The following is a 13,168-nucleotide window of genomic DNA, read 5'->3' as shown; positions in this document are numbered from 1 at the left end:
TACATACAGCCTGCGACTCCCTACAATAAAGAAAGAGAAAGAACCATCTTACTGAAGCAGAGGAGCGTGCAGAATGTTTATTACATTGACGGAAGAGGAAAGAAGAAGCGGTAAGCTGAGCGAATCCACCATAGAAACGGCAGTGGAGCAGGTCCGGAAGAACGGGTATATCGGTTTTGAGAAGGTGTTGACGGACGAGCAGGTTAAAGAATTTAAATCTGCATTTGATCCTCTGTTCGCGGAATATACAAGCCGCAAAGGGTTTAATACAGGTACGAACCGCGCCCAGATGTTTCTTCCGTTTGAGGCGCCGTATTCCTCGGAGTATGTCATCGCCAATCCGATAGCATTGGATGTCATCGACAAACTGCTCGGGCATGGCGTACGCTGTACCTATCTGGCATCCGACACCGCAGGGCCAGGATCGGATTACCAGAATGTCCACTCGGACCTGCCGCCGCTCTTTCCTGACTTGGGCGTTGGACTGCCGGTGTACAGTCTGGTATTGAATATCCCGCTGGTGGATGTGCATGAGGAAAACGGGCCGTTGGAGATTTGGCCGGGAGGAACCCATCTGGACCCTGACAGTACGAAGCAGACTTCGATCGACGGGGAAATGCTGCGTGCGGCGAAGACGATGTATTCCGAAAAGGTCTTCATGCCCGCCGGTTCGATGGTTATCCGGGACATTCGGATGTGGCATCGCGGAACGCCGAACCGGACGGATCAAAACCGTACGAATATCGCTCTCATATACAACATGGAGTGGTATGGCGGGGGCGCCACCATCCAAATTCCCGAGGAGACGTATGAACAGCTTTCCGAGCGCGGAAAGCAGCTCTTCCGCTTTGAGAAAATCGGGTCCCCGGTAAAACAACCTTGGGACTGGTCGTAATCCGCAAAGTTTAGCAACGTTATATGAATCAGGCAAGAGCCGTTCTATAGAGAACGGCTCTTGCTGTAGTTCCATACAGGTACTAAGGTTTTTTGGATACATATTCGGCAGGGGACATTCCTTCTCGCATTTTAAATGTTTTGCAGAAATGGGAGGCGTCATAAAATCCGGTCTCCAGCGCAATTTCCGTAATGTTCCGGCGGGTCGTCAGCAGCAGGCGTTTGGCATGCTCGATCCGGATCCCGGTAAGATAGCTCCCCAGCGGAACTCCGGTGACCGATTTGAATACATAATTCAAATATCTTTCATTCATTCCATACTGCCGCGCCAGATCGGCAAGCCGGATTTTGTCCCCGTATTCCTCATTCAGCCGGAGGATCACCTGCTCCGTCAACTCTTTATGTCTCGTTTGTACAGCTGAGGTTTTAGCGGCGCCCAAGTGATCCAGCGATTGATAAGCCTGTACCAGAATATGCAGAAAGTAATGTTTGACCAGCAGAGAACCCGTTTGCTGAAGCTGAAATTCCGAAAGAAGACGGGAGAAGCAGGATTCCAGGCCGGGGATCCACAAAGGAATGCTTTCCGGCGCAATTTGCGCGTAGAGTTCTCTCGCTTTGCCTACCAGATCAGCGTTTCCCTGAAATACGAATGAGAGGTAATATGCTTTAAATGTTCCGCCCTCGCACCGGCTGTTCCGGATCGTGTCCGGGAGAAACAACATATGCCCTTCTTTTACCTGCAAAATTTCATTGTCCTGATAGATGGTGTTTTCCCCTTGAATATAGTAAGCGATTTCAAAAGAATCGGGGGGACCGTCCCATCCCTGATTACGCCAGATGCCGTAGTAGTAGATGGACACGGAAGCCCAGGATTGATCAAACAAGCCGATTAGCTGCTCTAATGCCTTTTTGCGGACGCTGGTATCCGTCATAACATCCCCCCTTTAAAATACGAAAATTTTACATCGAAACCATCGATATTACAATACAAGAGTTTTCATTGGAGCTTATGATAGAATCACTTAAAACCGGGACAGCGAGGTGCGGGTTCATGATCAAAGTATTGATAGCTGAAGATGAACTGTTTGTGCGAATGGGCATGGTGAACGGGATACGGTGGGAGCAATACGGCATGTATGTGGGCGCAGACGCTGCTGACGGGAGAGAAGCATGGGAATATTACCTCCGGGAAAAGCCGGATGTGCTGATTACGGACATCAAGATGCCTGTAATGGATGGAATGGCTTTAATTGAAAAAATACGGTCTGTGGACCGGGAAATGCCTATTATTATTTTGACATGCGTGGAAGAATTCAACATGGTTCATAAGGCGCTGCGCTTCGGGGTAACCGATTATATTATGAAGTTGACGATGACGCCTGAAGATATGGAGCAGGTGCTGGAACGGGTCGGATCGGACATTCAGCCGGGACGCCTTACGGCGGCTTCCGATCCATGGGAAACCCGGAGTTCGATCGGAAGTCTGATCAGGGACTATCTGTTCCGCCAATTGTATACTGCAGCCGAACTGGAGAGCCTGATTAACAAAGGGGACCCGTCGTTGACGGACCAAAAGATGGTTCTGCTAAGTGCGCAAATCGATCATTATGATAGACTGATGGAACGATTTCATGATGCAAAAGGGGAACTGGTCAAGAATTCACTGTTGAATGTATGGCGCGAAATTCTGTCAAACCATCAACGGGGCATCGTTATCGACGAGGAGAGCGGTACATACCTGGTGCTGTTTCATTGCGGGGACCTCCCGGGGGAACATGATGTTCTGCAAACGGTAAACTCGATTGCAAGCCAGATCGGGAGGGTGATGTCCGCTTATTTTAATGCGTCGGTTACTTTCGGGCTTTCATCGGTTAGGGATGGCTATGAACAGCTTCGGACCCAGTACCGGGAAGCCATGAATTGCCTGTCTATGAAATATTTCGTGGGTCCCGGACGTCTGTTTTCCGTTCACGGCAGCTGGGAAGTGAAAGCCAAAGAGTCGACTCAGTTCTTATTAGACCAGGTGGAGAAGGCAGTGGGAGAGTTTCCGCCGGATTCATGCAGTAAGAAGATGAGAGATAAGATAGAGCAAATATGGGAACCAGGGAATTTGCCTTCCCGGGATTCCATTCGTCAGCTCTTGCAGCAGCTGATTCAGATTCCGGTTCTGTTCTATCAGCTGGATGATTCCCGAACCGACGGGATCTTGGCCAAGTTTCACCGGGAACTGGAGTGCAGTGAATGTATGGAAGAAGCCGTACAAGCCTTCAGGGATCATGTAAAGACCATTGCAGGCTTGATCCAGGCCCGCAAACCCTATTCAAAGGATATCCAGGACATGATGGCTTATATCGAAAAGCATTATGCACAGGAGCTGACGGTCGGGGACTTGGCGGGAACGATTCATCTAAGCCCGAACTATGTGAGCAGCCTGTTTAAAAAAGAGACCGGTATCGGAGTGATCGATTATGTAAACCGGGTTCGCGTGGAGAAAGCGAGTGATCTGCTTTCCGGGACGGTTCTCAGAACCTATGAGATTGCCGAAATGGTGGGATTTTCCGATCACAGCTATTTTGGCCGCGTATTCAAGCGCTGGAAAGGATGTTCTCCCAGGGAATACCGCAGTCAGTGGGCCGGCAAGGGATATAGGGATCCATTATTATGAAAGCGTTTTATAAAAGGTTTCGTCCGGCCACTCTCAGCGCTCAATTACTTACTTCTTTTCTTGCTTTAAGCCTGATCATTGTGATGGTATGTTCGGGAATTCTATATGCCAGCCTTTTCAGGCTTCTTCAACAGCGCGCGGAAGAATCAGCGGTTACCCGGTTTCAACAGTCACAGTACGGGTTTGAAGCATTTCGCGGCAAGCTTGACGGGATTACAAAGTCATTCCTGGTAAACAGGGATTTCGAACGGTATTTGGAAAGCGGGGGTTCTACCCGATGGGAACGTTTCAGGCTGCGGGCGGCTATTGTGGAAAAAATGCAGGAAACCATCACAAATTTCCCTTTCATTCAGTCCATCTATATATTCACCGATGACCGGCGGGCTGCAGGTACTACCGGTAAAGAGATTTATGTGACCGATCATTTATCCGAAGGCTGGATTTACGGAACGGAACTTTATCAGCGCGCTAACGACTCTTATCCGAACCTCGTGCTAACAGGCGGATACAGAAGCACGGATTTTCAACGGGGGTTAACCTTAAGGGAGGGGCCGCCGGGGCCGCATGTCGTGAGTGCCTCCATAGGAGTGAAATCATTTTATAGCAATGGACCTGGCGGTGTGCTGCTCATAACGGTAAATGAGTCCGAACTGTATGGTATTTATCGCAATCTGCCGTCAGGCAACCGCTCCGAAATTTATATCATGGACAGCAAAGGAACCCTTATAACAGGGACCGTGCAGGGAAAGCATGCGATGGATAGCGCCCCGGAGACCGGTTCGAAAGTGTATGGCAGCTTTACAAGAAATACAGGCTCGGAGAAAGTGCAGGTCATTTACTACCGGATCGGAGGGACGGATTGGACCTTATATCTGCAGATCCCGTTATCCGAGTACAAGCATGACATTGCACGGTTACAATGGACTTTGTTCTATGCCATTGCTGTAAGCATAACTTTGGCAGCGTGCCTGGCATGGCTTTGGACAAGAACACTTACCGGTCCCTTTTACGTGCTTGTTCGTGCCATGAAGCAGCTGAAGAACGGCAGGCTCGGCACCACAATCGACAAAAGCTCGGCAGTGACCAATGAAATGGCCGTCCTTTTCGGGGAATTCAACCGGATGTCGCAGAGCATCGGGCAGTTGATGGAACGTAATGCCGTTATTGAAAACGCGAAAAGGGAAACGGAAATGGCCGTCCTGCAGGCCCAAATCAATCCTCACTTCCTGTACAATACGTTAAATATGATCAAGTGGATGGCAATCGGCAGCAATGCGCGGAATATTATGCATAGCATTACGGCGCTCGGAAGCTTGATCCGTCCGTTGTTCTCACAAAACGTAGCTATGATTACGCTGAAAGAAGAATTGAACTATTTGCGGCATTACATGACGATTATGAACCATCGGTTCGGGGAAGGGATCGACTTTCAAGTCGAGCTGGAGGAAAGTTTGGACAGCTTCCTGATTCCGCGCCTTCTGCTTCAGCCTATTGTGGAAAATGCTTTGGTACACGGGCTGGAAGCAACCCGCTACTTCGGAACGGTTGCTGTCACAGGCAGACAAAGGGGAGATTCGGTTCTGATTACTGTTTGGGACAACGGTTCCGGCATAGAAGCGGGCAAACTGGCAGAGCTGCAGAACCGGCTGGCATCGCGCGAAATCGGCATTCAAGAAGCTGCCGGTTCCATCGGGCTCGCCAATGTTCATAAGCGGATCAAGCTTCACTATGGATCTGCTTATGGAGTCAGTGTAGAGAGCAATCCTGAAGAAGGAACGGCGGTCGTTCTCCTTTTGCCGGGGGACCTGCCATCGCAGAGGTTTCATCAAGGAGGTGCGAATTGAACAAGCGGACAATAGTAAAAGGTTCCTTTGCGCTCCTGTTCGTTGTCTTGCTATGGGGCCTCAAAGGCGAAGTATGGAAAGAGGCTGAAATGATCAAGAGCGAGTCTAATGAAGCACAGCAAAGGAACGAAACCCCAGCACAAAGTAATGTTGTGATCCAAGTTGCAACTCCGATGACGGATGAACAAAGGCTGCGCATGATGAAGGAGTCTATCAAACGGTTTGAACGCGATCACCCCGGCATTTCCGTAGAGTACTTGCATGCTTACAATTATGAAACGTTAAAATTAGCTTTCTCCGCCGAGAAAGCGCCGGACGTTGTATACCTTGATGACTTGCATCAGCAGATGTTTCAGCAAAACGGTTACCTGATGAATATAACAGATGACATCCGGCAAAGGCGGTGGAAGGAGAAGCTGATTCCCGGAGCATTGGAATTTAACAATCAGCGAACGCCCGGAGAGATGTACAGCGTTCCTTTTTTGATGGCTCCTGTGGTGTTCTACTACAATAAAACGGTTTTCGAAAAGTTGGATGTGCAGCCGCCTGAAACACAGGAAGACTTAGCAGCGATCCTCCAGAAGGCCAAAGCAGCCGGCTATATCCCCATGGAGAATGGACTCATGTCGAATTATCAGATGCTGTGGATGTTGTATCACTACCTTTATGGGGAAGCGGGAGCAGCGGATACGGCTGCTTTCTATTACCGTTGGGAGATGACGGACTCGTTCAAAGCAGGGTTGAGGTCCGCGTTAAACAGGGTGAAGGAAGACGTGGACAGAGGATTTTACCGACGCGACATGGAGTATTATGATTATCGCCCGGTTCCCCTTCTGTTTGCCAAGGGGCAAAGTGCGCTTGTCCTGGACGGGGACTGGAATTTGCCGCAATACGAGGAGGCCGGCTTTCCCATAGGCGTGTTTGCCTTTCCTCCGAAAACAAAAGGGGGGAGCCAGCCGATGGTAAATGCCACGGACGGCGCTTGGGCGATTAACGCTAAGATGGACGCAGAGAAGAAAGAGGCTGCTATGGCTTTTATCGGACATTTTCTAAGTGAGGACTCCGCGGAACTGTGGTATAAGGGAGGATTGACGTCCTGCGTCCGATTCTCTGCTGCTTCCATACCCATTTCGGGATTGAAGAAGGAGATGAACGAAGCAATCCGCCGCTCCTCGTTTGGTTATTACCTGGATAATGCCCTTCCCGGATTGCTGGAGTCGGTACAGGCAGGCACACAGAGGCTTGCATTGGATGAAGGTACCCCAGAACAGATATTCAAACAGTTTGTATCCGAGTTCGAGAGGTTGAAAGCAGCTGCCGGCAAGTGAGGGAAATTGTAGAATTGTACGCAAATCGGATTGAATACTGCCAGAACAGCAGGTGTTAAAGGCCGGAAGCGTATAAAGGGCGGTATCATCTAATAATTGTAAGCGATTTCGTTGTTTTCTCCCTGTAATTAGTGCGTGCAGGAACCTATAATGGGGCTGCAGTGACCTAAGAAATCAGGGAGGGAACCATATGTGGAGAAGAATGCTTGGCATGCTGCTTGTGCTGGCGACAGTTATTACCGCGGCTGCTTGCAGCGGCAGTACGACGGAAACCGCCGGAGGGAATAACGGAAGTCAGAAGGGAAATGCGGCTGTTTCGGAAGGAACGGATGCGGGGGGAACCAGCGGAGGTGTCGACAGGAATGCGGACATCAAGATCAAAGTATTGACTCATTTCACGGATGAAGCCCGCCGGAATCTTCTAAATGATGCTATAACCAAATTTAAGGAACAGTGGCCGAATGCCGAGGTCATTGATGAAACCACTACAGAGTACGGTACCAAAATGAAGCTGGAATTCGCCAGCGGAGACGGCCCCGATTTTGTTACGGTAGACGATTTGATGCAGCAAACCCTCAATCAGGGGAAGTACCTGAAAGATATCACCGAATTGGTGAAAAAGAACGGCTACATAGAAAAATCCGTACCCGGAGCGGTTGAATTTAACAACCTGCGCACCCCTGGAACTTTTTACAGCGTTCCTATCCTCATGGCGCCGGTAGCTCTGTTTTATAATAAGGATATTCTGGAAGAATTCGGTGTAACTTCGCCTCCTCAAACCTTGGAGCAATTCGAAGAGATCCTGGAAAAAGCCAAGCAGGCGGGATATATTCCATTAGCGAATGCCGGCCAGTCTAATAACAATATGCTGTGGATGATTTACCATCTTGTATTTAACAATACCCCCATCGAAGACGTACGCAAATGGTACTATCAGGAGTCGACTCCAGAGTCGGTGAAAAAGGGGTTTACAGACGCGTTCGCTAAAGTGGCGGAATGGACAAAGAAAGGGTACTTGGGCGATCCGAAAGTGATGATGGGCGTAGGCTACGATAATTACATATCGAACTTGTATGCGCAGGGTAAAGTTGCGATGGCTCTTGACGGGGACTGGGCTATGGCGAGTTTTGTGGACAGCGGAATCAATACCGGGGTCTTTGCCTTCCCGTCGGAGTATATTGTGAACGCTTCGGACAGCGGATGGGCTTTGAATGCCCAAGCGGACGAAACTAAGACCGCTGCGTTCGAGGACTTCGTGAATATCTTCTTTACGGAGGAAATGACAGGCAAACTTTATACGGCCGGTTATACACCTTCCGTCCTGTTCGACGAGAGCAAACTGGAGGCGATCCCGTTAAAGCAGGAACTGCAAAAAGCGGTAGCCGATAAAAAAATGGGATATTTCCTCGATAATGCAGTCCCGGGCTTATATGATGCCGCCCAAAAAATAACACAGCAGTTATATATGGGCAAGCTGACGCCTGAACAAACCTGGGAGCAGTTCCAAGCAGCTTATGATAAGGGGCTGACGAAATGAGGAGGGCAGCTGCCGGGTATGTGCCGGGCCGGATCCGGCGGCGGAACGGTATCGCTTACCTGATGATATTACCCGCCATGCTGCTGTTTCTTTCGCTGGTGATCATCCCGGCGGTACAATCATTATATACAAGCTTGACCGACTGGAACGGGATCAAACCGGCCGTATTTATCGGACTGCAAAACTATATCGATATTTTCACTTCACCGGATTCCAAGTTTTACACCGCTTTTCAAAACAATCTGTTCTGGCTGGTATTCGGCTCCACTTTGCCGGTTGCCCTGGGTTTGGTTCAGGCCAACCTTTTGGTCCGCAATCGGCTGAAGTATTCGAATGTCTTTCAGATGATCTTTTTCCTGCCTCAAATTCTGTCGGTTACGGTGGCATGTGTCATCTGGTCATGGATCTATGATCCCATTTCCGGGCCCATCAACGATGTTCTTCGCCGGGTAGGGCTTGATTCATGGCAGCGGTCCTGGCTCGGCGACTCCGACATCGTGATGTTTTCCTTGTTGGTTGTCTACGTATGGCTTGCCTACGGCTTTAGTACGGTTGTGTTTTCGGCCGCTATTCAGGGAGTCGATACGCAGCTGTATGAAGCGGCTACCATGGACGGATGCAGCAAATGGAGGCAATTTTGGAATGTGACGCTGCCTTCAATACGCAGGCCGCTTCATACGGTCATACTTCTGCAGATCATCGCTTCGTTTCAGGTGTTCGACATTATTTATATTATGACAAAAGGAGGGCCAGGGTACGATTCTTACGTCCTTTCCTATTACGTTTTCAGTGAAGGCTTTCTTACTTCAAGGGTAGGTTACGGCTCCGCTCTGTCCATTGTCCTGGCGGCCCTGCTCTTTCTCGTATCGTTTGTCTACACGAAGCTGACGGAAAGGATGGAACGCGAATGATGGATAAGACGGGACTGCTCCTGAGACGGTTTCCCATGTACGGGTTGCTGCTGGTGTTCTCGCTTGCTACGCTGCTTCCCCTGTTGTGGGTTTTTCTTACTTCGCTGAAAGAACGCAAAGAATTGGTCAGGAACGGACCGCTGGCATGGCCGCAGGTCTGGAATTGGCATAATTACGAGAAGGCCTGGACAGCCGGGCATTTCTCGGTTTATTTCAAAAACAGCGTATTTATTGCCGCAGCCACCGTGATCATTGTACTGTTAACCGTCTTGCTCGCTTCCTACGCGCTCAGTTACCTGCAGTTTTTCGGCAAGGCATTCTGGAGCTATCTGGTGATGGCAGGGCTGTTGATTCCGTTCGATCTTATTATGATTCCGATGTTCTTCGATTTGAAGCTGGTGGGCTTATTGAATACGAGGTGGGCGGTCATTCTTCCTCAAATTGCGCTCAGCATCCCGTTCTCCGTCTTTCTTATGAGGGGATTTATGAAAGGGATGCCCGATTCGCTGCTGGAAGCGGCAAGGATCGACGGGGCCGGGGAATTCCGCATTTTATTTGCTGTCGTAACACCGATCGTAAAGCCGGCTGTGATCTCTTTGCTGATCTTTACGCTCATTGGCAGCTGGAACAACTTCATGCTGCCTACGATCATGATTTCAGATGACCGGCTGCGTACCGTACCGCTTGGTTTGAATGCTTTCAAAACCAAGTTTACAACAGACATTACTTTAACGTCGGCCGGGGCGATGATGATCGCCCTCCCGGTCATTGCCGTTTATCTGGTCTTTCAGCGAAGGCTCATTGACGGCCTGATTATCGGCGCTGTGAAGCAATAATGCCCTCGCCGCTGTTTGGAACTGGTGTCGAGGCATTTACGTCCGCAGCGGAAAGCCCTAAGGCCAGCCCCGCAGCAAAGACATTAACAACTTCACTGTTCGCCGCCAACGCGGCCTTTCCCTCGTCAGTCAGTTCATAAATCCCCCGGGAGGCGCGGCGGAACCAGCCGTAGTAGTCCTTCTGCAGAATGTCCGCCGTCTTGGGACTGCCGGTCAGCAGCCGCAGCTTCGCAGGACTGAGCTGTCCATGCTGCTCAAGGCAGTAGGCGATCTGCAGCGCCTTCTCCCGGTATGCGGTCATCAGCTTCCGATTGCTGCTTCCGCCAACATTGTAATCGCCGCTCCGCTCGGCAAATTCATAAAGCAGCCTGCCCGTCCCGACTTTGGACGGGCGTCTTGCCGTCCAGCCGTCGGACGGCTCGCACAGCACTTCCACCAGCGGCTTCTTCGTTTTGTAAAATGTCACCGTGATGAATCCGAGACCGAGCCGCCGGCATAAATCCACGATATCGCCCCAACGCTGGTTATGGGCGCCCTTCTTGGCCCGGTTCCGTTCCACCGCTAAATAGACGAAGCTGGACAAGCGTAGACGCTCCAGGCCCTGAAACAGCAGCGGCAGGTTGAATGTCTTTTTCAGTTCCACAATCACCGGTTCCGCCTGATCCTCTTTCATGGCCACCAGATCGCAGCTTTTGACCTCGCTCCTGACCCTGTATCCTCGTGCTTCAAAATGCCCCTTCACCGGCGCATACAGCTCGGTTTCCCGCTCGACTGCCAATGCTTCCGCCTCCCCGACCCCTTATGTAAATGAGAACATGTATACGTATAGTATAGCATATTCGGAGCTAATCACCCTAGAGGCACGTCCGGAACCGCTTCCTTTTTCCGAAGATGACATTCCATGGAAGTTGCTTTGATCGCCTAATTTTCATGGGAAACTGCCTAAATTTTCGGTAAACTTATCCCCCCCGGGTGCATAGGTATGTAATACACTATTTTTCATACAGCGTGACCTTCAAATCACCTTTTACACAAATTGGCTAGCAAATGGGAGGAGGTTCTGGGGTGGACATTTTTAAAAGAATCGCAGAACATCGAGCTGAGACTGAACGACTGGCGTGGACGGGAACCTTTGCAGAGTACATTGAAATGGTGAGAGAAAAGCCGTATTTGGCAATGACTGCACACGAAAGAGTTTATGAGATGATCAAGTCCCAGGGCGTGCGGACCGAAAACGGCGTGAAAAAATATAATTTTTTCGAGTCAGAAATCTTCGGTCTGAACCAATCCATCGAGAAGCTGGTGGAGGAGTATTTTCATTCGGCTGCGCGCAGGCTGGAGGTCCGGAAACGGATTTTGCTGTTAATGGGTCCGGTATCCGGCGGTAAATCAACGATCGTAACGATGCTCAAAAGAGGGCTGGAGAACTTTTCCCGAACCGATCGGGGAGCGGTATATGCCATTAAAGGATGCCCTATGCACGAGGAGCCTCTGCATTTGATTCCAAATGAATTAAGGCCGGAATTCGAGAAAGAGCTGGGCGTCAAAATCGAGGGAAGCTTATCCCCTTACAGCCAGATGCTGCTCAAAACCGAGTATGGCGGCCGCATAGAAGATGTATTGGTGGAACGGGTGTTTATTTCCGAAGAAAACCGGGTGGGGGTTGGTACGTTCTCGCCGTCGGATCCGAAATCGCAGGATATTGCAGATTTGACGGGCAGTATCGATTTCTCCACGATTACGGAATTCGGGTCTGAGTCGGATCCGCGGGCGTACCGGTTTGACGGGGAGCTCAACAAGGCGAACCGCGGCCTGATGGAGTTCCAGGAGATGCTCAAGTGCGATGAGAAGTTTCTGTGGAACCTGTTGTCGCTGACCCAGGAAGGGAATTTCAAAGCCGGACGATTCGCATTAATTTCGGCGGATGAGCTGATTGTGGCGCATACGAATGAGACGGAATACAAGTCGTTTATTGCCAATAAGAAGAACGAGGCGCTGCAATCGCGGATGATCGTGATGCGGATTCCTTACAACTTGAAGGTGTCTGAAGAGGAAAAAATATATACGAAGCTGATCGGCCAGTCCGATATGAAGCACATCCATATTTCCCCGCATGCGCTGCGGTCGGCTGCGATTTTCTCGATCCTGACCCGCTTGAAAGAAAGCAAGAAGCAGGGCATGGATCTGGTCAAAAAAATGCGGATGTACGACGGCGAGCAGATCGAGGGATATAAGGATGCCGATGTGAAAGAGATGCAGGTCGAGTTTACCGAAGAAGGCATGAGCGGGATCGATCCGCGGTATGTCATAAACCGGATCTCGACGGCGCTGATCCGCCAGGATGTCGAGTGCATCAACGCGCTGGATGTGCTGCGCGCGCTGAAGGACGGCCTGGATCAGCACTCTTCCATCACGAAGGAAGAGCGGGAGCGTTACCTGTCCTTCATTTCCATTGCACGCAAAGAGTATGACGAGCTGTCCAAGAAGGAAATTCAGAAGGCATTTGTCTACTCGTTCGAGGAATCGGCCAAAACGTTGTTCGAGAACTATCTAGACAACATCGAAGCGTTCTGCAACTGGCAAAAAATCCGCGATCCGCTGACCGGCGAGGAGATGGATCCGGATGAGCGCCTGATGCGTTCGATTGAGGAGCAAATCGGTATTTCTGAGAATGCCAAGAAGGCGTTCCGCGAGGAGATTCTCATCCGCATCTCGTCTTATTCCCGCAAATCGAAGAAATTCGACTACAACTCGCATGAGCGGCTGCGCGAAGCGATCGAGAAGAAGCTGTTCGCGGACTTGAAGGACATCGTGAAAATCACGACCTCCACGAAAACGCCGGACGAGAACCAGTTGAAACGCGTCAACGAAGTGACGAAACGCCTGATCGACGAGCACGGGTACTGCCCGCACTGCGCGAACGAGCTGCTGCGGTATGTAGGAAGCTTGCTGAATAGGTAAGGAAACGAGGAGGGCGGCCTTGGCCGTCCTTTTTGTTGCGCTGATTTGCTGGGGAATATACTTGAAGTCGTGCAATGGATGCTAAATATCGTATACATCTTAACGGACTACGGAATCAGGCGATATGTGTGAGATTAATAGTATATATTCGGTGACCGATAACGCAAAAAGCCGAATTGTATGCTATTTATC

At 50.2% G+C, this 13,168-nt stretch carries 10 protein-coding genes; 8 read left to right on the top strand and 2 right to left on the bottom strand.

The features are described 5' to 3' along the window. Positions 1-73: 73 nt before the first annotated feature. The gene (locus tag ACFSUF_RS14520; RefSeq protein WP_377603671.1) at positions 74-895 is read left to right on the top strand and encodes a phytanoyl-CoA dioxygenase family protein; all 822 of its coding nucleotides are present in this window, start codon (positions 74-76) and stop codon (positions 893-895) included. An 82-nt stretch (positions 896-977) separates the two neighbouring features. On the opposite strand, the gene ACFSUF_RS14515 is transcribed toward ACFSUF_RS14520, so the two are convergent. Further along, positions 978-1,826, bottom strand: a complete 849-nt coding sequence (locus tag ACFSUF_RS14515; RefSeq protein ID WP_377603670.1) for a helix-turn-helix transcriptional regulator — start codon at positions 1,824-1,826, stop codon at positions 978-980. Positions 1,827-1,945: 119 nt separating this feature from the next. Between ACFSUF_RS14515 and ACFSUF_RS14510 the strand changes: the two genes are divergently transcribed. The 6 genes from ACFSUF_RS14510 to ACFSUF_RS14485 all read left to right on the top strand — a co-directional run bounded on the left by ACFSUF_RS14510 (position 1,946) and on the right by ACFSUF_RS14485 (position 10,015). Continuing rightward, complete coding sequence (locus ACFSUF_RS14510) at positions 1,946-3,559, top strand: response regulator (protein ID WP_377603669.1); 1,614 nt, start codon at positions 1,946-1,948, stop codon at positions 3,557-3,559. Next, entirely contained in the window at positions 3,556-5,403 is a 1,848-nt protein-coding gene (locus ACFSUF_RS14505; protein WP_377603668.1) for a cache domain-containing sensor histidine kinase, read from the top strand. The genes ACFSUF_RS14510 and ACFSUF_RS14505 overlap by 4 nt, the downstream gene beginning before the upstream one ends. After that, entirely contained in the window at positions 5,400-6,731 is a 1,332-nt protein-coding gene (locus ACFSUF_RS14500; protein ID WP_377603667.1) for an ABC transporter substrate-binding protein, read from the top strand. Before ACFSUF_RS14505 ends, ACFSUF_RS14500 begins: the two co-directional genes overlap by 4 nt. Positions 6,732-6,921: 190 nt before the next feature. Then, entirely contained in the window at positions 6,922-8,268 is a 1,347-nt protein-coding gene (locus ACFSUF_RS14495) for an ABC transporter substrate-binding protein (RefSeq protein ID WP_377603666.1), read from the top strand. Next, a complete protein-coding gene (locus ACFSUF_RS14490) occupies positions 8,265-9,179 on the top strand; it encodes a carbohydrate ABC transporter permease (protein ID WP_377603665.1) in 915 nt (304 codons plus the stop codon). Before ACFSUF_RS14495 ends, ACFSUF_RS14490 begins: the two co-directional genes overlap by 4 nt. Further along, positions 9,176-10,015: a carbohydrate ABC transporter permease gene (locus ACFSUF_RS14485; RefSeq protein ID WP_377603664.1), complete on the top strand. Its 840-nt coding sequence runs from the start codon at positions 9,176-9,178 to the stop codon at positions 10,013-10,015. The genes ACFSUF_RS14490 and ACFSUF_RS14485 overlap by 4 nt, the downstream gene beginning before the upstream one ends. Here the strand turns inward: ACFSUF_RS14485 and ACFSUF_RS14480 are convergent. Next, positions 9,993-10,793: a DUF2161 domain-containing phosphodiesterase gene (locus ACFSUF_RS14480; protein ID WP_377603663.1), complete on the bottom strand. Its 801-nt coding sequence runs from the start codon at positions 10,791-10,793 to the stop codon at positions 9,993-9,995. The two genes, ACFSUF_RS14485 and ACFSUF_RS14480, sit on opposite strands and share 23 nt — an antisense overlap. 287 nt (positions 10,794-11,080) lie before the next feature. Between ACFSUF_RS14480 and ACFSUF_RS14475 the strand changes: the two genes are divergently transcribed. Further along, the gene (locus ACFSUF_RS14475) at positions 11,081-12,976 is read left to right on the top strand and encodes a PrkA family serine protein kinase (protein WP_377603662.1); all 1,896 of its coding nucleotides are present in this window, start codon (positions 11,081-11,083) and stop codon (positions 12,974-12,976) included. Positions 12,977-13,168 lie beyond the last annotated feature (192 nt).

Origin of the sequence: Paenibacillus gansuensis (assembly GCF_042684925.1) — a bacterium.
Taxonomy (GTDB): Bacteria; Bacillota; Bacilli; order Paenibacillales; family DY6; genus Paenibacillus_N; species Paenibacillus_N gansuensis.
This window is presented reverse-complemented; position numbering and strand designations above follow the sequence as displayed.